The 22,687-nt window shown below is 42.5% G+C and carries 17 protein-coding genes and 1 tRNA gene; 1 reads left to right on the top strand and 17 read right to left on the bottom strand.

What is annotated here, in order from left to right; genetic code table 11:
• The 13 genes from ISR87_05450 to ISR87_05390 all read right to left on the bottom strand — a co-directional run.
• On the bottom strand, positions 1 to 235 hold a 235-nt coding region (locus ISR87_05450; protein MBL7024882.1), incomplete at its 3' end, for a dihydroneopterin aldolase.
• A 163-nt stretch (positions 236 to 398) separates the two neighbouring features.
• The gene (locus ISR87_05445; protein ID MBL7024881.1) at positions 399 to 1,046 is read right to left on the bottom strand and encodes a response regulator transcription factor; all 648 of its coding nucleotides are present in this window, start codon (positions 1,044 to 1,046) and stop codon (positions 399 to 401) included.
• Complete coding sequence (locus tag ISR87_05440) at positions 1,046 to 2,128, bottom strand: PAS domain S-box protein (GenBank protein MBL7024880.1); 1,083 nt, start codon at positions 2,126 to 2,128, stop codon at positions 1,046 to 1,048. The genes ISR87_05445 and ISR87_05440 overlap by 1 nt, the downstream gene beginning before the upstream one ends.
• A gap of 801 nt (positions 2,129 to 2,929) precedes the next feature.
• Positions 2,930 to 3,532: a cytochrome c family protein gene (locus ISR87_05435; GenBank protein MBL7024879.1), complete on the bottom strand. Its 603-nt coding sequence runs from the start codon at positions 3,530 to 3,532 to the stop codon at positions 2,930 to 2,932.
• 11 nt (positions 3,533 to 3,543) lie between these two features.
• A complete protein-coding gene (locus ISR87_05430) occupies positions 3,544 to 4,794 on the bottom strand; it encodes a cytochrome c3 family protein (protein MBL7024878.1) in 1,251 nt (416 codons plus the stop codon).
• A complete protein-coding gene (locus ISR87_05425; protein ID MBL7024877.1) occupies positions 4,791 to 5,843 on the bottom strand; it encodes a cytochrome bc complex cytochrome b subunit in 1,053 nt (350 codons plus the stop codon). Before ISR87_05425 ends, ISR87_05430 begins: the two co-directional genes overlap by 4 nt.
• Positions 5,843 to 6,319, bottom strand: a complete 477-nt coding sequence (locus ISR87_05420) for a Rieske (2Fe-2S) protein (GenBank protein ID MBL7024876.1) — start codon at positions 6,317 to 6,319, stop codon at positions 5,843 to 5,845. The genes ISR87_05425 and ISR87_05420 overlap by 1 nt, the downstream gene beginning before the upstream one ends.
• 58 nt (positions 6,320 to 6,377) lie before the next feature.
• Positions 6,378 to 6,761, bottom strand: a complete 384-nt coding sequence (locus ISR87_05415) for a hypothetical protein (protein MBL7024875.1) — start codon at positions 6,759 to 6,761, stop codon at positions 6,378 to 6,380.
• Positions 6,740 to 7,909: a cytochrome c3 family protein gene (locus ISR87_05410; GenBank protein ID MBL7024874.1), complete on the bottom strand. Its 1,170-nt coding sequence runs from the start codon at positions 7,907 to 7,909 to the stop codon at positions 6,740 to 6,742. The genes ISR87_05415 and ISR87_05410 overlap by 22 nt, the downstream gene beginning before the upstream one ends.
• Positions 7,906 to 9,150, bottom strand: coding sequence for a hypothetical protein (locus ISR87_05405; protein ID MBL7024873.1), 1,245 nt, complete (start codon positions 9,148 to 9,150; stop codon positions 7,906 to 7,908). Before ISR87_05405 ends, ISR87_05410 begins: the two co-directional genes overlap by 4 nt.
• A 94-nt stretch (positions 9,151 to 9,244) precedes the next feature.
• Positions 9,245 to 10,207, bottom strand: a complete 963-nt coding sequence (locus tag ISR87_05400; GenBank protein ID MBL7024872.1) for a hypothetical protein — start codon at positions 10,205 to 10,207, stop codon at positions 9,245 to 9,247.
• A gap of 55 nt (positions 10,208 to 10,262) precedes the next feature.
• Positions 10,263 to 10,718 (bottom strand): MerR family transcriptional regulator, encoded by a 456-nt coding sequence (locus tag ISR87_05395; protein ID MBL7024871.1) that lies wholly within the window; start codon positions 10,716 to 10,718, stop codon positions 10,263 to 10,265.
• Between the two features lie 320 nt (positions 10,719 to 11,038).
• Positions 11,039 to 11,109 (bottom strand) — tRNA-Gly (locus ISR87_05390).
• Between the two features lie 500 nt (positions 11,110 to 11,609).
• Here ISR87_05390 and ISR87_05385 point away from each other — a divergent pair.
• Positions 11,610 to 14,027: an adenosylcobalamin-dependent ribonucleoside-diphosphate reductase gene (locus ISR87_05385; GenBank protein ID MBL7024870.1), complete on the top strand. Its 2,418-nt coding sequence runs from the start codon at positions 11,610 to 11,612 to the stop codon at positions 14,025 to 14,027.
• 173 nt (positions 14,028 to 14,200) lie between these two features.
• Here ISR87_05385 and ISR87_05380 read toward each other — a convergent pair whose 3' ends face one another.
• The 4 genes from ISR87_05380 to miaA form a co-directional block, all read right to left on the bottom strand.
• Positions 14,201 to 15,541, bottom strand: a complete 1,341-nt coding sequence (locus ISR87_05380; GenBank protein MBL7024869.1) for a T9SS type A sorting domain-containing protein — start codon at positions 15,539 to 15,541, stop codon at positions 14,201 to 14,203.
• A gap of 55 nt (positions 15,542 to 15,596) precedes the next feature.
• Positions 15,597 to 17,018, bottom strand: coding sequence for a VCBS repeat-containing protein (locus tag ISR87_05375; protein MBL7024868.1), 1,422 nt, complete (start codon positions 17,016 to 17,018; stop codon positions 15,597 to 15,599).
• Between the two features lie 346 nt (positions 17,019 to 17,364).
• The gene (locus ISR87_05370) at positions 17,365 to 21,366 is read right to left on the bottom strand and encodes a response regulator (GenBank protein ID MBL7024867.1); all 4,002 of its coding nucleotides are present in this window, start codon (positions 21,364 to 21,366) and stop codon (positions 17,365 to 17,367) included.
• Between the two features lie 389 nt (positions 21,367 to 21,755).
• Positions 21,756 to 22,679: a tRNA (adenosine(37)-N6)-dimethylallyltransferase MiaA gene (miaA, locus tag ISR87_05365; protein MBL7024866.1), complete on the bottom strand. Its 924-nt coding sequence runs from the start codon at positions 22,677 to 22,679 to the stop codon at positions 21,756 to 21,758.
• Positions 22,680 to 22,687 lie beyond the last annotated feature (8 nt).

The raw sequence follows: 22,687 nt of genomic DNA, 5'->3' as shown, positions 1-22,687 counted from the left end.
TATGATCCGCAAGGGTTTCGATGAGATGATACTTCCTGCCTGTCACCATGTCTTTGACCACAGCGTAGACCTGCTGATAATCAACGGCTTTGTGGAGGGTGTCTTCAGAGGAACAGCGAGAGAATGGATAACGAATTTTAATATCCACCTCGAAGCGACCACCCAGCTCCTTTTCGAAGTCCTGAACTCCGTGATAGCCGTAAAATACGAGGTTTTTGATGGTTAGAATTCCCATAGCACGGAAATCTACTTAGCTAATGTAAAATTACAAACTGCTTTCATCAGAGCATGCAAATTAGCTCAATAAATAGGGGGAATTACGGCGAAATCTGAATCGGAGAGGTCAGGAATCTTACTGGAGATAATGTGAGGTGGTATAAACCATCAAATTCAATGGATTATTCTAAGGATGTTAATCCTTCTCGAATTGCATATTTGGTGAGTTCAGGAATGGAATTTAATTTCAATTTCGATTTTATTTTGACTCGGTGTGCTTCAACAGTTTTGACACTGATAAACAGGGTCTCGGCAATTTCCTGAGTTGCTTTTCCTTCTGCGATAAGCTGCAACACTTCCTTTTCACGCCCGGTCAATTCAGGGTTTTCGGTTCCTTCGCCGACCAGTTTAACTACATAATCATCAAAAACGTTTGTAGAAATTTCCTCACTGATATAGTAGCGATCGAGGAGGACTTCCCTAACGGCGCGGATGAGTTCATCACCTGCACAGTCCTTTAACAAGTAACCTTTTGCTCCGGCTTTGAGCATACCGGTTACAAAGTGTCTATCAGAATGCATGGATAGCGCGATTACTTTTATGTCAGGATTTTCATTCAGAACCTGTCGAGTGGCTTCAATTCCATTCAACTCAGGCATGGCGATATCCATCACGATGACATCAGCGCTTAATTTTCGGGCCAATTTGACTACTTCACGACCATTCTCAGCCTGGGCTACTACAATAAAGCCTAATTCATCATTGAGGATGGATAGTAATCCTTCCCTGAATAGGGTGTGATCATCTGCTAAAATTATATTTACAGCCATTAGATGTCCTCCAGTGAGACCGGAATGTTTAAAATTACTATCGTTCCATTCCCCTTTTCTGATCTAATATCCAGAACACCTCCAAGATATTCAATTCTTTCTTTAATACTAAATAATCCGAAGCTATCCCTCACCCGGCGCTCAGGTGCGAGAATCGAAGTATCAAAACCCCTTCCATTATCCTGAACACTTACTGAGAATGAATACCGAGTCGCCTCTGCTGTTATCTCTACCTGGGTTGCAGCAGCATGTTTGATAACATTTTTTAATATTTCATCTACTGAGCGAAAGAGTATGACCTCTTGCTCATTGCGCAATTTGATATTGTCAAGATTGTGTTGATAGGAGGTTTCGATACCAGATTCTAATTTGATTTTTTCCAGACGCCATTCCAGAGCTTCAATCAGACCCAATTCATGTAAAACAGGGGGGCTCAACTCATAGGTAATAGAACGGGTTTGTTTGACCGCTTCGCGAATGTCTGCCTCAATAGCCTTCAATTTTGCCAGAAGTGTTTCGTCTTTAACTGAATTGAGTAGACCGGCCATTTTTATTTTTGCCATGGCCAGGCTTTGTCCAAGATGGTCATGCAGGACAATTGCAAGATGACGACGTTGAGCCTCTTCAGCCAATATTAGATCTGAGGTGGATTGTTTAAGCATATCCTGGTATTCCCAAATCTCAGCTTCAATTTTTTTACTCTCAGATATATCTCTGGCTGTTATTTGAATGGCGGGGGAACCCTGGTATCGAATGGGGATTGCTGATACCTCAACCGGTAGGAATTGTCCGTTTTTACACTCATAGACGTCTTCCATGGAGAGGAGATTATCGCTGTCTGCAATCATGGTGGCTTCAAGTTGCCTTGAAATATCTCGTCGATATGGATCCACCAAATCTGAAATAGATTTTCCAATAAGCTCAGTAGAATCGTCATACTTCAACATTTCTATCAGTCGACGATTGACGAAAACAATCTTTTCATCGACGTGGATGGCTATCCCCTCTCGAGCCAGATCAATGACCCGATGATAATTCTCTTCACCTTCGGTAAGATTGGTTTTCTTCTTGGAGTCTAGCACACTGATAATCGCATTCCTCAACTTTTTAATGAATATATGTTAGCTTAAAAGATAAGGTGACCCTCACCAAGGAAAAAGGAAGAAGGATGAAGTTTATCAGAACAGAATGTCGAACACCGATTAACGATTTTTGATTTTGAAATGACAACAGGTCGAAATTCGGTGTTCCTTGTTCGACATTCGATATTCAAGGAGAGCGGGCCTGCCCCGTCGTAGCTCCCCAAAAGGAGCGTAGAGCGGGTGAGGAGCCCTTCGACTCCGCTCAGGATAAAAATCGTACTCCCCCATCAGCTTGGGAAGACCTTAGAGTAGGCCGGGGAAGCCAAGGGTTCAATAGGATTAGCGGTATAGATGTATCGTACTATTCCCACAAATCTTTCCCACAGGCGGCCTTATTGGATGTATGAATCCAAAAACTTATCTAGCGAGTCGAATTGCATCACCAATTACAGCTGCTGCTATGCAAATAAGGTGGCTCACAAAAGAATCTACAATCCATAGCCTCAAATTCGATGATTTTTAGTATAAGAAGTGGATTGGGTTGACTAAAAGTTTCTATAAATACAAGCTGAATATTTGTCGGTCGATACTTCCCCACCAAACCATTCTCTTCATTATCCTTTAAAATGCTAGTTTGGCATCGCTATTTGGAAGACATCTGAGGGGCTAACTAGGATAACCTGAACCCTGCCGTGCGGGGTGAAAAACAAAGACGGGACCAGCAATACGAGCTCTGATTCATAGAGCTCAATTCTATCAGAGGGTGCAGGACCAGCAATGACCTTCCGTCGCTATTTTTTTTTACATATCCTTTGGAAATGGATGAGCAATTTCCTTGACACGCTCTTCATAGTTAAAAGGTTTGAAAGAAGGACTCCGTTCATTGTGACACTTCAGACAGGTTTCCTCTGAGGGTATGGTAACCAGGCTGTAGTCACTGGCTTTTAGCGAATCTGAATAGATGCCCTGCATGACTTTCTTTTTTTTGTAGGCATCCCCTGGACCATGACAAACCTCGCATCCCACATTTTTTAAACCTTCCATGCGCTTGATTGCTTTTCTGGCCTTTTTATCCTCCTTAGGAGCGTTCCAGAAGGCAGCATCCATGACTTCATAACCACCTTTTCCAAACCCAACGGTGTGACATTCCAGACACTCAGGTGACTCAGAAGGTGGGAGTTTTAGTTTGCGTTCAGCAGCAATTTTTAAAGCCGCTTCAGATAAAAGTACATCAAATGCTTTAGCGTGCTTCGATTCTTCCCAAAGCTTATACTGTGCACCCTTTTTTTCGCTTTTGTGACAACTTTTACATTTCTGTGAACCCACATATTCTATTGGCTGAGCCGAGGACAATCCAACTGAAATGAAACCCACAAGAATCGCTATATATAGTTTACTATGCATGAGAACATCCCTTATTTCCGGCTTTCAAACTGTTTGATTTTCAAGTACACCAACAAGGCCAGCAATGAGATAATTAAAGAGGCAACAAATAAGCCCTTTCGACGAAATTCAAACTCAGCCAATGCTGCTTGCGCATTGAGCTTTGCTTCTGAATTCGCCACCATCCCAGGTGCAGCCGTTTCTCTGACATAATTGACATCGAAGCTATGGATACTTGTTCGGGTGTGTATCAATGCATTGTGAGCATCCTCGAGATTGAAGTACAAATCTGAAATCTCCATACCTTTAATCTCAGCTTGATCTACCAGGATTCTCGCAGAATCAAGATCGCTCCGAAGACTGTCAATAATACCAAACAACTCCGTCGCCATCTCCTGGGCCTTGCCTCCATCCTCATGGCAGCGAATGCATACGGATTCCGCACCCCAATCCAAGAATCTATCAGTGGGCTTTATGATACGATGATTTCCATGACAGCTCTCACATTGAGGTATACCCTCTTTAATAAAAATGTCATTCAAATGGCTTTTTTTGAAGAGATCACGATTTTGGGCATGACAGCTGCCACAGATCTCCTTGATTGATCCCACTTTAGGAGGAGCAGCTCCATGATTGCCATGACAGTCGTTACAGGCAGGAGCGAAAATATCTTTCTTCTCAAGCAAGGCGATTCCATGAACCGAGGCGATATAGTCATCGAATTGACTTGTAGATTCTAGCTGACCCGCCATATATGTTTCCGAGGCATGACATTTTGAACAAGTCTCCGGTACATTTAAGTCATACACGCTTGAATTGGGGTTACTGGTTTCCAATATCCCATGCACCTCATGACAATCGGTACAGGTGGCAACCTTTTGATTCCCTTTTTGTAACTCGATCCCGTGTTTGCTTGTCCAATATTGACTCTCCTGGTCCGTTGAAACCGAAACCGAAAATTGACGCATATAGGCCGCATCGCTATGGCATTTTCCACACATCTCTATTTCATCCAAACGGGTTATTTCACCGAGATAGCTATCATTGTCCCACATGGACTCATCTTCGTCATCAAAAGCTTCTGGATCGCCTCCATGACAATCGGCACAACTCAATCCCTTCTGGGCATGAATATCATTGGCATAATTTTGAAAAAGTTGATCCGCTTCATCCTGATCAACATCCATTTCGATGTGACACTGGTAGCATGCATCATCAGGAATCTGACCAATAATTGGAGTTACCAGGAGTACGATAAACAAAAGTATAATCACAGACCTCATACGACATATCCCCACACAGTAAGTACGATCATATAGGCCAGCATCCCAATCCCAAAAATTGACCATAACTGGGAATGTTTTGGCCTCTCAAGAAAGGGAATGAGGAGCCAGACCAGGCCACCTAATCCAAACAAAAGTATTCCAAACACTTCACCTTCAAGGAGCCACACATGGGACGGCAAAAGTTTTAAGGTCTGAAACATGAACATAAAATACCATTCTGGCCGAATGCCTGCAGGAGCTGAGGCCAAAGAATCGGCTTTTAGTCCCAGTTCCCAAGGGAAAAAGACTGCGAGAAGTGCTATGATGTTCAGGACTATCAGCCAAACGACCAAATCCCTAACTACAAAATTAGGAAAGAAGGGCATGGATTTTCGTTTGCTGGGTGGCGTGCTTTCGATGGAGGCAGGCACGCTCATACCCTGGACTTGGATCAAGATCAAATGGACACCAAGAACCACAAAGAATATCAGCGGTAGAATAGAGGTGTGGATACTATAAAACCGGGTTAGGGTAGCTCCGGACACATCATCCCCTGCACGCAGGACCTTCACCAGGAAATCGCCTATAAAGGGGACTGCACCGGCGATATCAGTTCCAACTTTAGTTGCAAAATAAGCCAATTCATTCCAGGGCAACAAATATCCCGAAAAACCGAAAAACATGGCCAGACCCAGCAGAATCATACCCGTAACCCAGGTGAGCTCTCTAGGCTTCCGGTAGGCTTTGGAAAAAAATACTGTGAACATGTGCATAAATATGGTGAGTACAAAAAGATTGGCAGCCCAACTATGTATTTCACGCATCAACCAGCCAAATTCAACCTTGCTTACAATAAATTTGAGACTTTCAAATGAAGTTTCTGCGCCGGGTTGGTAATACAGGGCCAGTAGCATTCCGGTCAGAATCTGGATGATAAACAGGAAGAGTGATATGCCTCCTAGATAATACCATATCGTTCCGTAGAATATCGGCACCTGTTTTTTTGATGCAAACTTTGTTACCGCGGCGATATCAAATCGTTCTTCAAGCCAGGTCAAAGCAGACATCAAACACTCTCGCCTTTAGTAATAAGTATTTTCTCGTCCTTGATGGTCACATTATAAGGGATTAGTGGCTTCGGTGGCGGTCCAGAAATATTTCGACCTTCCAAATCATAAATACCATTATGACAGGCACACCAGATTTGTTCGGTATCTTCTTTATATTGTACGGTACAATCAAGATGAGTACAGGTGGCCGATAGCGCTTTAAAATCACCGCTTTTCTCTCTGACAATAATGACTGGCTTCCGACCAAAGCGCATAATTTTAGCTGTATTTGTTTTGAAGGTTTCCAGCAGACCGGCATCCAGACTACTCACGTTCAAATCTGGCTGCTTGGGCGGAACCAGATATCGAAGAACTGGATAAATCATTGCACCCAACCAGCCTAACAAGGTGAGCCCCAGCATGCTATCTAGGAAAGTGCGTCGTGAGGTCAGCTTTGGTTCATTTTCCTCTGAATCTATAGGCATTTCACTCATTACTTTTTCCAATATTATTTTTAAAATTCAAGGGATTCAGCCATGTCGGAGTCATTTATCATAGATTTTCCGCCAGATTGTCCTCAACTATCCATTTGTAAATCATATCGTACTCCAGCGGATCACTGAGGTATTTATACATTGGACCATATTCAGGATTCAATTTGCTTCTCAATATCTTTGATTGAGCGTTCCCAATAACAATGATATCCTCTGAAGGATCATTTCCCACAGATTCAAGGATTTTTGAATAACTGGAAAAATCTATGCCATGGGTAACGGTTCCACCGTGGCACCGCACACAACTCTTTTCCAAAATGACTTGAATGTGGCTATTGTAGCTTACCTGGTGAGGTAGCTCACTCGTGAGATCATCGTTAGGTTGTGAACAACTCACAACCATAAGTGTCCCAAGGGCTACTATTGATGACAATATGCGCAAAAGCCCAGTCCTTTATCTTCTTTCGTATGACATACAAAACACATGGATGATTCACTTTCGCACCAGTCTCCCTGAACATCGGACATGAATCCAGGAAGGTGGGTTCTGGGATCTGTAAACTGAACGCCATCTACATCAGAATGACAACTAACACAATTTGGATCAGCCCCTTCCACATCGTGACAGGACTGGCATCTTTCGATATCCATACGTGCCAATTCAGCATGGGCACCACCATCAATATTATTTGAAAAATCAGTACCCATTGGATACTTGATAGCGCCCCAATTCAAACCACCATGAAACTGAGGCTTGTTCAACAAGGGATTGCTATTATTCTGATGACAATCTGTGCAAAAGGTTTGTGTTTCATGACAGCTACCACATTCATACAACTTTGTATCTGCATCTATTCCGTGGGTAAATTCATAATTTAAATCGTGAACACGATCAAGAGTCATTCGCTCACCCTGCAGATCTGTTCTGAAAGTTGGAAGTGGATTCAAGTATCCAAAATCATCACGACCAAGATTCGAACCAGAATGGCAATTGTCGCAGGTGATTTGAACATGACACTGCAAGCAATCACTGGAGGCTGTTAAAGCTTCAATTTCATGTTCTTGCAGCCAGTCCACTGAATGATTGGCAGGTCTCAAGACAAAATTTGGAGCATGACAATCCTGACAGGCCGTTGAGACAGAGCGATCGATATGACACGATATACAATCTGCCATTAGAGGTTGGGGTGGAGTGTTCTCGATATCTGACATATTGCCATGGCAGATTTCACACTCAAGTTTTGCAACTGAAAGGTGGCTCTGGTGGGGAAATAAAAAGTTTTCTGGAGGAAATATTCTTGCGACAAAAGGTTGCTCACCCGTATGGCAACGTTCACAGGTTTCATCTTCTTGCCAATCATCGTGGCAGGTCATGCATGCATCTTCATCCGGTAGAAGGCGATCTGTCGCCAACATGCTATTTTCAACATCATCATCTGGATGACAATCCAGGCAGTCCAGACCTTCCTCATTCACATGGAGATCATGGCTAAAAATGAGCGCATTTTCTGGAGCAGTCTGGCCTGATAATAAACTTGCTGTGAGGAGAGCCAAAAATAAAATTTTGCAACCTTGTTTGCTCAACATCATAGCCGATACCTCAGACCAAAATAAAGTCTTGTGTCATAGCTATAGTAGGGATTCCTGAGTACCTGACCCTCAATGTTCATTTGAAATTTGATCCCAATGGGTACACGAGCACCCATCAGCACAGTGGCCAGATCACGCGATTCCCCTTCTAGCAATTTGTAATTACCCAGATTTACTTTCCCGTAGATACGACTATTTCTCAGGGCGTGATTGGCACTTAAAGTAACGTGGCTATATGCTCCCCCATATCCAGCCTGGTGGTGAGTGTCAAATCTGATGGAGCGATACCCCAGTGCTGCTGAGTAAATATCCGCTTGATTCCCTTTAAACTGAATATGTCTCACATTCAGATAGGCAGTTATTGATGGAGTGATAGCATAGGCAGCCCTCCCTGTATACTCCTGACTCCCTGTCCCCCCAAAAACTGAAAAGATAGAATTCTGTAAAATCTGGGGGCTTCGATTTGAGTATTCCAAACTCAGCGATTTCAGTCGATGACCACGATATGTGACGCGAGATCTGAGATCCTGAACTCCTAGCCCAAGCAGATCATGACGACCTCTTAAATAGGCTGAGAGATTGTTCTTTAACCAGTTGATCTGATAACCCAGTCGTCGTTGTGCTGTGCTGGTAACTGATATCACACCATTTCTTATACCGGTTACTTCATAACTGGCACGATCTCGCCCAAGATCAGATATTCCCAGTCCCAGACTAAGACCTGGTTTCAATTTCCAGAGTAGGTCTGCTCCGAATAGGTGGTCGGACATAGGGCTATAGGTAGTACCAAGGCCGGGCAGATAACCGCCGGCAAAAAGTTTTAATGAAAGGGAGCTTCTTTTCCAGGTAGTCTGAATGCCATCTATGCGTCTGGATGCTGTAATACCGTAAACAAATTGGCGTCCTAGATTAACACGCAAAGCTCGGTCAAACCAGAGTGTCTCGAAAGATAGAGTATAGATATGGAAAGCGGGTTCATTTGAGAAGGCATTGACTGGATCCATATAAAAAATGCTGGATGTACGAAAATGGCTATTTTTAAGAACCAGGTCTCGTGCATCAAGTGATATTGATTCATGCATTCTGCTATGGAAGAGTGTGCTATCCATGGAATTGGTGCGCGAGAATGTGTAGATTCCTGTGTTGAACAGACCCTGAATGGTAGTCTCAGCGAAACTCACACTGCCCATAGCCAGGAGCAAGCTTATTCGGAGTACCCATCTGGCAAGTGTCAGATCCATGATTTCCAATACTTTGTTTAAGATTGAGTTTCGGGTCTGGGATATACAGGGGCGTCAGGATCGACGCCCCGCATATTGGAGACTAGTTCTTTATTTAAAACTTCATGTCAAATGGAGCTGAACCACTATGATCACCACCGGCATTATCGGTGATAGCCATGGTCACTTCAACTGTGCCTGATCCAAATACTGCATCATCTGCATTACCGGTGTTCAGGGCACGTTTGAATTCTACTGTCCAGGTACCATTGTTAAAATTTGAATAGGCCATGACATCTGCACGACTTCCATCTGCGTTCTCATCCAACCAATACCCGCGGAAGGTGCCAGAGGTTGCAGTTGTATCGAATGCGGTAAAATAGGCATCAGCATCTGTATTTCCAGCTGGCAATATCAGAAACCCATCTGTGAGGGGACCTGAATATTTTGGCATGCCGTTGGATTTGTTATCATGATAGAGACCCAGTGTTTTAGAATCACCGTGTTGTCCGCCATCGCCTAAGCCTTCATAAATATTGTCAATGTACTTATCATCGGCGTGATTGATAGGAGCCGAACGAGCTGCTTTCCAGTGCCACTGATCAACTTTTCCATCTGAAGTCCACATGCCTTCTTGATCTCCACCGGTATGGCACATGGCTGCACAATTGGCACCCTGAGTACCGTTGGTTCCCATGTCAAAGAAAAAGAAAAGGCGATCTTCATTGCCATTTTTTTCCCATGCAGCGTTGGAATACGTCCACTGATTCTTGTCAACACTTTCTGTTCCGCTGGGATCATCCCATACAGCCCTGATATAAAGATCAGAGCTGGTCATAACCGCAGTTAGTCCAACCTCAAGCACACCAAATGCATTGCTGTAATCTTCACTCTCACCTACTGTGACCATATACTCAGTAGCTTCGGCCCAGGCGGCATCTCCACCTGCACCATCCAGAGTTGGAGCGGTTGAAACAGAAACCACATTGAATTCAGCGGCTTCTGGATCGTCTTCGGTAGAGTCACACCCAACGAATACCATTGAGAGTACTAATAATAATAAGGTAACATTTTTCACTGATTTTCTCCTTCTTTCCCCCGGATTAGCCTCGATTCAGCAGGCATTTTTTCCATCAACTCTGATGAAATTCTATTTTAGCCATGGTTTTAAACATGTCTTTTAAGTGATCAAAACGATCCACCACCCCGTATACGTCACAATCATGGCAATTTAAATCCTGACAATCCCCACTCTTTTTCTCTACTGCCCAGCACGGTTGATCATAGCTTTTGAATGCATCACAATTATTCTGCTCTTCCTTGGTGCATCCTTTGATTAACCAGCAGGGAGTCTGGGCCATGGCTCGTTTAATACCCGCCATATTCAAGCCGTGAACCTGTATATCATTCTTAATGCTTTTAAGACGTATAACATCAACATCTGAAAATAAATGTCTCGCGGATTCAGTCTTAAAGGGGATGATCACGCCCTTATCGATATATTGCCGAATTGAATGTGTGGACACACCTGAGAGCTGTGAGGCCACACTTAGTGTGTACAGGGGTAATTGTCTTTTACTACCGGGCATTCTCTCGTCTCCATGCAGGGTAAAATGTCAGTATCTATATTTACGCATAGCGTATTTCTGTATCCACCAGTACATGATATTATCAAAGTATAATTCTAAAGCAAGTATTATAATGAATTAATTATTGCCCTTAGTTATTGTTTATTTTTGGTTTACCGATTTTGAATCGCATAATGCAAGATTAAAATAATTTAATTTAATACATGATGATATTTACCGTCTTTTGTCTGGTTTGATACTTCATACCCTCTTAGACAGTTTGTGTAAATTATGAATAGATAAAAAGGTGGATATGATGTTCCCTGGATTGGAAGGATGAGAGCGGGTGAGGAGAATCGAACTCCCCCCATCAGCTTGGGAAGCTGAGGCACTACCACTATGCGACACCCGCATTTGAAAATTGCGATGGAAATTAAAAGAATTTACGACGACATCGCAAGTCAAATACCAGATACCCCAAATTTGCCTAGACTATTTATGATCATTTCTATCATCAAATGCCAGGGAAGTGCAAATAACGGCGCTTGAGAGCTCTCACTTATTTTGAACTCTATAATATGGAGGAATGTTTAATTTTTTCAGCCTCGTGAATTCACTAGAATTCGCTAAATCTTTGATACACAAGGGCTCACTCTCAGATACAAGATGTAGCGCTTGAGATTTGAATACCTCAACATTTTGTAGTTTTATGTAAATTGATTCTTGCCATAATTTGTCTCCCCTCTATATTCGTCACGCTGGGTAATAGTGACCCGAATCACGTGCAGGACACCATACAAACCAGTCAACAAACAATTGGGTAAAGAACTTCTCGCTGTCATTTTTCCGCTAATTTTGATTTGAGTAGTTAAGCCAGTAACGTATAGATAAATCGCTGAGGAGCAAACCTACATGTCCGAAACCATACAATTCCCATTTGAGTCGAACGAAAACGATCTCGGCAAATCCTCTCTGCAAAATGCGGAACTGCAGATTGATGCGATCGTCAATCCCGACACAGTTAGAAGTGGATCCGATATTGAAACCTACTACGGTCCAGATGAGCTGGGAAAAAGTGTATTACAGAATAAATATTTAGCTCCAGATGAAAAGTCTCCAGAAGATTTATGGCATAGATTAGCAAAAGCAATGGCAGGCCTAGAGGAAAAACCTGAAGTCTGGGAAGATCGTTTTTATACCATCCTCCATGATTTCCGTTTTGTACCTGGTGGACGCATCATGCACGGCGCCGGTCGTGAAGATATCAAGACAACTCTAAACAACTGTTATGTCGTAGGAATTAAAAAAGACTCCATCAATGCCATCTATGATGCCATTATCCAAGAAGCCAAAACCTACAAATATGGTGGAGGTTGCGGACATGACCTCTCTGTATTGCGTCCAAAGGGATCTTCCATTGATGGAACCGGTGGCGAGTCATGCGGTCCAGTTGGCTTTATGAACCTGTTCAGTGAAAACACCAACACCATTGCACAACACGGCCGTCGTGGAGCCAACATGCAGACCCTCCGTGTTGATCATCCAGACATTGCCGAATTTGTTGATGTTAAATTGGATCTCTCCAAGGTTAAATATTCAAATATTTCTGTACTCCTCACCCATGAATTCATGGAAGCGGTTGAACTGGATACTGATTTTGAGCTACGCTGGAATGATAAGGTATACGAAACCATTCGTGCTCGAGGACTCTGGGACAAAATTATCAATGCTGCCCATGCCAGTGCTGAACCAGGAATCATTTTCTGGGATACCATGGTGGACTATCACAATGCTGAATATTGCAGTCCGCTCGTATCAACCAACCCATGTGGCGAACAACCCCTCCCCGATGGTGGTGCTTGTAACCTGGGTGCCATCAATCTGGCTCGCTTTGTAAATACCGATGGTGACTTCCTCTGGGATGAATTCAATGACACCATTCGCCTCAGTGTACGCTATCTGGATAATGTGATTGACTATAATGTTGATCGTCATGCTCTGGAAGATCAGAAAAAAAATGCCCTTGGTGACAGACGCGTTGGGCTGGGAATCCTGGGTCTGGCTGACATGCTTATGCTCCGCGGTATCAAATATGATACAGATGAAGCTCTGGAAGCTGTTGAAGAAGTGATGGAGATGCTGTCCGGAACTGCCTACAAAACATCCATTGAGTTGGCCAAAGAGAAAGGTTCTTTCCCCAATTATCAGTGGAATGGATACAAAAAGAGCAAGTTTATCAAAAATTTACCTGAAGACATTCAGGATGAGATCAAAACCCACGGTATTAGAAATGCCACCATCCTTACTGTTGCACCCACTGGCTCTGGAGCCATCGTTGCTCAGGTGAGTTCTGGTGTAGAACCAATTTTTAATGTCAGCTACAAACGACGTGTGAAAAAGAACAGCGGTTTTGGTGAAGAGTTTGACGAGTTCAAGGTTGTGCATCCTACTATTCTTAAAAAGTATGGCACCGATGAGAACCTACCTGATTCAGTGGTGACAGCTCACGATATTGACCCCTACTTCAGAGTTAAGATGCAAGGCACCATCCAGCGCTATATCGATGCTTCAATTAGTTCTACTGTGAATCTACCAGAAGATGTGGATGTGAAGACAGTAGCCAATATTTATCAGGCCGCCTACAAAGCCGGCCTCAAGGGCATAACAGTTTATCGAGAGGGTAGCCGTGACGGTATCCTGATTTCAGATAAAAAGGATGAGAAGAATGCTGCTGCAACTGAGGTGGCACCTGCGTTAGATCCAGAACTGGCTCTGAATCCACCTTCACTGCGTCCCCGTTTGCGACCAAAAGACACATTTGGTGTAACTCACCGGATTCGTACTGGCGAAGGCACACTCTACATCACCATCAATCATGATGAAGATGGTTTGTGTGAAATTTTCACGACTATCGGTAAAGCTGGTGGAAATGCAGCTGCTCAGGCAGAGGCAATCAGCCGACTGATCTCACTTTCCCTGAGAAGTGGAATGGATGTTGAAGAAATTATCAAGCAGCTCAAGGGTATCAGCGGACCTAATCCTGTGTGGGAGAATGGTCAACTGATTCTTTCCACACCTGATGCCATAGGAAAAGCGCTGGAACAACACATGTCCGAATTCAATAAGAACAGGGCTAATAGCGAACAGACCTTCGGAATGGCTGAATCAGAAGAAAGCGCTGATGATGAGCGTGGGGCACATTTCAATATGGTTGAAACCTCAAACGGGAACAGTCCAAAAACCATGATGACCTGTCCTGAATGTGGATTGACCATTTCCCACGAGGGAGGATGTCTCCTTTGTCACAATTGTGGTTATTCGAAATGTTAGTCTAGTAACACAATATCAAAATAGCCTCGGGAAACCGGGGCTTTTTTATTTCTACAATGGATCGCGAGCACTGAGGTTCTCGAAGTGTCCAAACCGTAATTTCGAGTGAAAGAGAAGTAGAACCCTCAATTGTACTGACGAAACGGTTTATCAATTCCGATTTATGGACTTCCTCATCGTAAGTAAACCATTTTAATAGTTTGACTAAAATTACCAGCTGCCATTCGACAGAAATACACGCCAGTACTCAATTGCTTACCTAACTCATCCCTTCCGTTCCACTGTACATTGTAATTGCCAGGAGGTTTTTCAGCATTCCCCAGTGTTACCATCTCATGACCACGTATGTCATAGATGATGAGACTGACCGTGGATTGTTCTGGTAAATCATACCTGATGCTTGTAACTGGATTGAAGGGATTGGGGTAGTTTTGTTCAAGGGAATAAAACTGAGGTATTGAATAAGCTTCATCGCTGGTTACCACAGCTAAGTCATTCCGGATGATATACACCCCACCCGGTCCATCCGTCCCCTCGACCCCACCTGCCACAAATATGTGCTCACCGCTTATGGCAACTCTGGATCTATTATCAGGATTGTAGGGACCACTATCTGAATTATATGAGCCACAGTCCACTGGAATAGAAGGAGCTGAAATATCTATTATTCGCAAACCGTCCCAGGTATTCAACACATAAGCATAATTGTCGCTGACTGCTATGTCATCTGGTTTGTAATAGAGGCTGTCCAACTCTATGCTCTCTAAAATGGAAGCATTTACCGGATCATTAATATCTATTGATAAGAAGGAACAAGAACCACCAAGATCACTCTTGTAGGTCATGTACGCATGTGTGCTGCTCAAAGCGACACATTTGTCAAAGCTATACAAATCATACCCGGATAAGTGTTGAACTTCCTCTGGATCGGTGGGATCAGACATATCGAGAACAAGCATGCAGAAATAAAATGAAACATAGATATAATTGCCACTCACATTAACACCCAAAATGTCGAGTTCATCATGGTCGGGAGGAAAATTATGATACACAAGTTCACCTGGACCGGAAGGATCCGAAATGTTGACCGTTATCAATAAACTATCAAATACTAAATAGGTATAGTCACCTTCAAGAGCCATAGCCTGGATGGAATCGACATCAATAAATCCACTCTCAGTAGGACTTGTTGGATCTGATACATCGATGATTCGAAGACCCGAATTTTCAGTCAAAACATAAGCATAATTGCCCTCGAGTGTAACATCCCAAGCCCAGCCTGAAATAGAACAAAATCCAATCTCCGCGGAAATGGTCGGATCACTTATATCTAGGATGTGTAGTCCACGTGATCCATCAACCACATATGCATACGATCCATTTATATCTACATCCAGCGATGTATCAGGACCACAATATCCGACCAGGGTGGTATTCCAACTCTCATGCCCCAGCACTGATTCAAACCATATGAGTAAGACCATAATTACTATCAGGCATAGTCTCTTATCCATAATTTCCCTCTCTAACAAGTAATTCACTTGAATCAGCTTTCTGAATCAGTTGATACTATTTGAGATGTACGATCTTAATGGTTTTGCTATAAGATTCTGCCTGTAGTCGACAGAAATACACTCCTGTACTCACTGGTATCCCTGAATCATCGGTGCCATCCCAGCGGATTTTGTAAGCGCCGGCTTGTTGGTGAGTGTCAGCAAGTATGCTTACGGTCTTTCCATTTATGTCATGCACGCTTAGACTTACCTCAGCAGCAGCAAGAATGTTGTAGCTAATTGTTGTGACTGGATTAAAGGGATTGGGATAATTCTGCAAAAGTACATGACGGGTTGGTGCGATATCTGAAACCACCGCTGTTGCAGAATTATAAGGATTCGCATACCATGCCACACATTCTCCAGCTGCTACTATCAATTCATCTGAATCATCTCCATCAACATCCGTATAAACGAATAATCTGGGTGCTTCTATATCTGGATCTATGATATGTTGCGGCCAGGAGGGGTGGTTATTTTCATACCATACCACTTTATTGCCGAGTCCTGTAACAATTACATCCAGTGTATCATCACCATCAACATCAGCAAAATCCGGTATGTTGGCCCCTGTAAAATTTGCATCAATTACATTTTTTGTCCACGTCGTGTCCTGTCTCTCGTACCATGCAACAATATCCGCAGTACGTGATGTAGCCACTATTTCGGGTAAATCATCACCATCAATGTCACCACTGTTTATACCGAAAGCCCCCATCATACTATCATCGATTATATACTTGGTCCACGATAGCCCATCGTTTTCGTTCTGAAACCAGACAACTTTATTTTCTTCCTCCATTGTGGCAACTACATCAAGGAGTCCATCTCCGTCAATATCACAGACATTTAGAGATGGATACTTACTTGAACCTGATTCGATGACATGTTTCGTCCAGTCAGGAAAATTATTCTCATACCAGACGACGTCACCACCATCAACATAATCACCCGCTATTACCACATCAGGTTTGTCATCGTTGTTAAAATCGGCAACCACGATAAAATCACCATGGTCCGTATTCGGATCGATAGTATGTTGAGTCCAGACCGGGTAATTATTCTCATACCATACTAAGCGCCCCTCAAAGTATACCATAGCTACGACATCCAGTGTATCATCACTGTCTATATCGCCACAATACGCAAAAGTAGCCGTAACATCATCGATAATAGTTTTATTCCAGATTGGATAATCATTCTGGTACAACACAATTTCAGCTCCCAGGGCATTTGTCACAATCAAATCCAGATTATTATCACCGTCCAAATCCTGAACATCAATAGAAACAGCTAAATTGATGTCATCATCAATAATGGTTTTTTCCCACTGCCCGAAAGCTTGCGTAAAAACAGTTTGCAGTGTTCCAAATATCAGGATAAAAAAGAAGTATTGAATCCAACGCCTGGCTATTGCATATATCGAAAAAACTTTCATTTTTGTCTTCCTTCCTATTCTAGACCTTTTAATCTTACGCTGTCAGGTCTGGCTCATTTTTCTCCCATAATTCATAAGGGGCCTCAGAGACATGCCCATCTGGATTCGCAAATACAAAGAGCTAAAGTATTGAATCCGGATTGAGATATACTCCCTCCAAGCCCCTGACTTTATCAATTCATTGCTAAATATAGGATGACTGGAACAAGTAATTTGTTACCCAGGAAACAGTTTCTGTTCCCCAGGTAACATTCGGCTAAAATTGTGGATAGGGTCAGTCGTGAGCTGTGACGCCAGCCCATTTTGGACGCTGCTCAGGTGTAATTTACAGGAAGTATTAATCCGATTAAGAATGTCGCTTTAGATACGCGGAGGGTGATAATCCAAATTGTTGCCGGAAGCTTTTAGAGAAATTAGATGGGTTGAAGAATCCGACTTGAACAGCGACTTCTGAAACTGACGCTTTATTGTTGATTAACAATTGGGCTGCTCGTTTTAAACGAATGCTGCGGATAAATCCTCGTGGTGTGTGATTGGTTAAGGCTTTAAGTTTTCTATAGAGGTGTTGGCGACTTGTACCCATAGCTTGTGAGCACTGTTCCACATTGAAATCGGGATTGTTGAGATGCTTCTCAATGACCGCAATCACTCTATTCAGGAATTGCTCATCCACAAAGTTTGTTGTAAGGTCAGAAGATTTGAAGTCGATTTCATGCTTGAAATGTTCCCAGAGCCTACGCCGCTGATTGATAAGGTTCTTAATACGAACCAGCAACTCATCAGCTTCAAAGGGTTTTGTGAGATAATCATCAGCGCCTGTCTCCAGCCCTTCCAACTTGCTCTGCACGTCAGCCTTAGCAGTAAGTAGAATCACCGGAATATGACTAGAGTATTCATCACCCTTGATCCGCTTACAGAATTCAATTCCGTCCATTTTTGGCATCATGATGTCGCTGACGATCAGATCAGGCATTTTGTCCAGTACGATTTCTAGTCCCTCCTGACCATTTTCAGCTTCCTGGCACTGGTAGTTATCATTCAGAAAACTCCTGATATAGCGACGTAAATCGTCATTGTCTTCGACAATTAAAACCTTGGGAAGAGATTGATTGGAGACATGTGCTAATTGATCCATTGACATCGGTTCCTCGGTCTGGGATTGTTGTTCCTCAACACCTTCAGTCTCAACTACATCTGAATTGACAATCTCATCTGAGCTCAAGTGTGCTTTACCTAGGGGAAAGCTCAGTGTGAATATCGTTCCGACCCCAAGCTCACTCTCAACCGAAATCTTACCCTTGCTTAGCTCTACCAGTTCTCTTGTGAGGGCTAATCCAATCCCTGTGCCTTCCTGTTCACGAGTCGCGCTATCGTCTACTTGGTAAAATCGGTCAAAAACCTTGGCGTTGTGTTCAACTGGGAAACCAACACCTGTATCTTTTACCGTGATAACAGCCTCACCTTCAGCGCTTAAATCTGATTTATTTTTCGAAGTGATATGAACCTGGATGCTGTCCCCAGGCTCTGTGAATTTGAAGGCATTTGACACCAGATTGTTGATAATCTTGGCCATTGTATCAGGATTGACATAGGTCAAAATTGCCTCATGATCCGAGCTGAAATTCAGGGTGATCTGCCTGCTTTCTGCCAATGATGAAAAGGAGAGGACCAGACCTTTCATTAGTGGGACAATATTGCGTTGAGATACTTGTACCTTCATCTGTTTTGCGTCTAGCTTCGACAGATCTAGGAGTTGTGTCACCAGCTCCAACAGTCGTTTTGCATGACGCTGCATGAGGTTCAACTCGCGTAGATGGTCTTCATCTTCAACCCTGGATAGCAATTTTCCGATTGGTCCCAGGATAAGAGTCAAGGGGGTGCGGAATTCATGTGAGATATTGGTGAAAAATCGGGATTTTAGCTGATCCATCTCATGGTAGCGTTCAGCCTCGAGGTGTTCCAGTTCAACCTGGTGTTTCAGCTGCACTTTGCTCATCTGGAAACGCCAGATTACATAGATTATTGAGGTGATGAGCAAGAAATATATAGTGTATGCAAATCTGGTTTCCCACCAGGGGGGTAAAACTTCAATATTAAGACCAATTCCTTCTTCATTCCACACACCGTCATTATTTGCCGCTTTTACAATAAATGTATATTCACCTGGATCTAAATTAGTATAATTCGCTGTTCTGTCAGTTCCTACATAGCGCCAATCCTTATCATAATTATTCAATTGATAGGCATATTGATTTTTAGATGAATAAGAATAATGTAAAGCAGCAAACTCAATCTCAATATCAGTTTGGTCATAGGATAAAACGATATCTTTGGTCACAGAGATATGTTGTTTCAATGGAGAATCTGCTCCAATCGCAACTGAAGCATTATTTATTTTAAATTCGATGAAGGAAATCTCAGGACCATATGGATTGTCAACCAGGCTATCGGGATGAAAGAGGTTTAAACCATTCATCCCTCCAAAATAAATCTCACCACGTTTATTTTGGAAATATGCAGCTTCATTATACAGTTTACCCTGCAAACCATCATCAATGTCGAAATTTTTTGCCTTACCTGAAGTGGGATCGAAGTAAATAATTCCCGTATTTGTACTCAGCCAAAGATTTCCCTGCTTATCCTCTACGAGACCATATACGTCACCACAAAGTAATTCGCTGTTCTTCTTTGAGTAATGCTTAGATTTATTCTTATTTTTATCAAGCCGTATTATCCCGTTACTTGTTCCCAGCCACAGTATCCCCGATTCTTTTTTTGACGCCCCAATAGTTAAAACGGTATGATTGGAGAATTGATTATTCTCTTCTGACCCATAAAGGTATTCCTGGAAAGAATCCAAATCTCTATCAAATTTGTAAATACGACCCGTACTAATCCAGAGCTCATTCTCACGATCTTCATAAATTCTCCAGACGGCTTGGTTGTTGAGACAATGGGTAAAGCTCCCCGTTTTTTTATCCAGCCGGTCCAAGCCAAAGCTACCCCCTACCCATAGTTGCCCGTATGAATCTTCTAAAATTGAGGTAATACTAGTACCAGAAATACTTGTAGAATCGTTGGGATCGTTTGAATAATGTGAGAAATTGTCTAACTCTCGATTATACCAGTTCAGTCCGCCGTCGAAAGTTCCAATCCAAAGAGTTCCTGAATTATCTTCATGAATTGATGTTACACTACTAGAACTTAGACTAAAAGGATCATTCGGTTGATGGAAATAGCGGGTGAACATTTTACTGACGGGATCATAATTGTTCAATCCGTAGTATGTACCAATCCATGCTTCTCCCATTCTGTCTTCAATAATGGGTCCCATAGCATTACTGCTTAATGAATTAGGATTTCCAGGTTCTGAATTGAAATGGAGAAACCCCTTTTTTTCTCTGTCAAATTTATTTATTCCTGCGAATTGCGTGCCTATCCATATAACGCCAAATCTATCCTCAAAAAGTGACCAAATTGTATTATCCTGTATGCTAAAGGGATTGGTAGATTCGTTTCTATACACTGCAAATGCATCATTTTTGGGATTATATCTATTCAAACCTCCATGCTCCGTTCCTAACCAAAGTATTCCTGATTTGTCCTCGAGTATCGCAAGAACCGCATCATCACTTATGCTGATTGAGTCATCTGAATGGTGCCTAAAGAGTCTAAATGAATTGCTTTCATGATTAAATCGATTCAGACCGCCTGTTTTTGTACCAATCCATAGATCACCCGCTCTATCAACCTGCAGGGACCATACACTGTTATCACTCAGGCTATTAACATCTTCAGGATTGTGTTTATAGTGAATAAATTTTTCTTGTTTGGTGTCAAACTTCTTTAATCCAGTAAGGTTGGTCCCGATCCATAAATTACCGGTTTTATCCTCACATATTGAATTAATGAAATTGTAGATGGATAAACCAATATTTGAATTATCAACTTCGAAGCGTGTGAATTTTTCTTCTTTACGATCAAACTTGTTTAGAACTCCATTCTCTACCCCGATCCAAAGAATTTGCTCCCTATCCTCATAAATTGAGAATATACTATTACTACTTATACTTTTATTATCCTTAGGATCGTACAAATATTGTGAGAAAGAGTCATATTCGCGGTTGTATTTGTTAAGACCCCCACCGCCTGTACCGATCCATAGAATGCCGGATTTATCCTCAAAAACAACCGAGATGAAATTACTGCTAAGGGTGGTATAATCTTCCGGATCGTGTTTATAGACAGTTACGTTATATCCATCATATTTATTCAGTCCGGCCGCGGTCCCGAACCACATAAATCCGTAACTATCCTGATAAATGTTCCACACGCTTACGTGTGACAAGCCTTCATTAACCGATATTTGATCAAATCTAATATCCTGAGATAAACCGGATCCGAAGAGTAACAAAATACTCAGCCAGATAGAGTGCCCTGGAATTGTGATTTTTGTATAATTCTTTGTAATACTATCTGGATAAACTTTGGAAATTGTGCTTCCCCCAAACTTATCAATCTGTACTGATTTAAACCTGTGTTTTCATTCTGCCCTGGGAACCAGAAGGGATAAATACCGCATGAGTACTACTTTTGAATTGGACAAAGATAATCACTGCTTGTCTAATCGCAAATAATCAGGAAACGAAGTCTTTGATGTATTTATGGTTTAGGCTGGACACTGAGGTTCTCGAAGTGTACAGGTTTATGAGCTAAACCACAGAGGTTTTAAGAAGCTCAAGCTCCAGAGTGGTTGCCTAGATCAATCCAATAGTCAAAGTGATGGTTTCTAAACCAGGTGAGTTGACGCTTTGCAAAATTTCGCGTGTTTTGCTGGATGGCGTCAATCATGCCAGCTTCATCCGTATCACCAGCTAAAAACGCATAGACCTCCTTATATCCAATGGTCTTCATTGGATAAAGATCGGGGTGGTATCCACGATTCAGTAGCGCCTGGCATTCGTCAATAAGCCCATTTTTCAGCATGCTCAATACTCTTTCATTTATCCGCTCATACAAAATTTTTCGATCTCGGTCCAGCACCACAAGCGTAGCCTGTTTTGCAAAGGGATCTGAACTAGTAGAGAAAGCTTTGGAGGGTATCATGCCTGAGGACTCATAGATCTCATAAGCGCGCATGAGCTTTTTAAGATTATTAAAATGGAAAGTCCCAGCATATTCTGAATCCAGCTCCATTAATTCAGTCCAAAGCTGCTCCGCTTCGCCAGCCTCAACTTTGGATTGATATTTCTGCCGTATCTGGGGATCCTTATGTTGTTCTTCAAAGAGCCCAAAACGCAGAGCATCCAGGTACATTCCTGCGCCTCCAACCACTACCGGCATGTGACCTCTATCCAATATTTCAATAATAAGTTTACGAGCTCTCCGATAAAAATCAGCGGCATTCCAGACCACATCAGGAGTGAGTTCATTTACCAGATGATGAGGTAGCTGCTTGAGTAATTCCCTTTCAGGTGTGGCAGTACCAATATCCATAAATTTATATATCTGCCTGGAATCACCACTGACAATTTCAATATGATGCTTCTCAGCCAGACTCATGACAGTAGCTGTTTTTCCAACAGCTGTGGGGCCGGCTAAGATCAGATAATCGTGTTCAGGATTATCCAGAGTTTGATTATGGATTTGAAGGGGTTTCATCTAATTAG

It is taken from the genome of Candidatus Neomarinimicrobiota bacterium (assembly GCA_016784545.1).
GTDB lineage: Bacteria > Fidelibacterota > UBA8477 > UBA8477 > JABMPR01 > JABMPR01.
Note: the sequence above shows the minus strand (reverse complement) of the source record. Positions and strands in the feature narration are given on the sequence as shown.

What these genes read in the sequence shown, in the direction of transcription:
- ISR87_05445 (MBL7024881.1), bottom strand. Translation starts at nt 1,046, where the DNA reads ATGGCTGTAAATATAATTTTAGCAGATGATCACACCCTATTCAGGGAA.
- ISR87_05435 (MBL7024879.1), bottom strand. Translation starts at nt 3,532, where the DNA reads ATGCATAGTAAACTATATATAGCGATTCTTGTGGGTTTCATTTCAGTT.
- ISR87_05430 (MBL7024878.1), bottom strand. Translation starts at nt 4,794, where the DNA reads ATGAGGTCTGTGATTATACTTTTGTTTATCGTACTCCTGGTAACTCCA.
- ISR87_05425 (MBL7024877.1), bottom strand. Translation starts at nt 5,843, where the DNA reads ATGTCTGCTTTGACCTGGCTTGAAGAACGATTTGATATCGCCGCGGTA.
- ISR87_05420 (MBL7024876.1), bottom strand. Translation starts at nt 6,319, where the DNA reads ATGAGTGAAATGCCTATAGATTCAGAGGAAAATGAACCAAAGCTGACC.
- ISR87_05410 (MBL7024874.1), bottom strand. Translation starts at nt 7,909, where the DNA reads ATGATGTTGAGCAAACAAGGTTGCAAAATTTTATTTTTGGCTCTCCTC.
- ISR87_05405 (MBL7024873.1), bottom strand. Translation starts at nt 9,150, where the DNA reads ATGGATCTGACACTTGCCAGATGGGTACTCCGAATAAGCTTGCTCCTG.
- ISR87_05395 (MBL7024871.1), bottom strand. Translation starts at nt 10,718, where the DNA reads ATGCCCGGTAGTAAAAGACAATTACCCCTGTACACACTAAGTGTGGCC.
- ISR87_05385 (MBL7024870.1), top strand. Translation starts at nt 11,610, where the DNA reads ATGTCCGAAACCATACAATTCCCATTTGAGTCGAACGAAAACGATCTC.
- ISR87_05380 (MBL7024869.1), bottom strand. Translation starts at nt 15,541, where the DNA reads ATGGATAAGAGACTATGCCTGATAGTAATTATGGTCTTACTCATATGG.
- ISR87_05375 (MBL7024868.1), bottom strand. Translation starts at nt 17,018, where the DNA reads ATGAAAGTTTTTTCGATATATGCAATAGCCAGGCGTTGGATTCAATAC.
- miaA (MBL7024866.1), bottom strand. Translation starts at nt 22,679, where the DNA reads ATGAAACCCCTTCAAATCCATAATCAAACTCTGGATAATCCTGAACAC.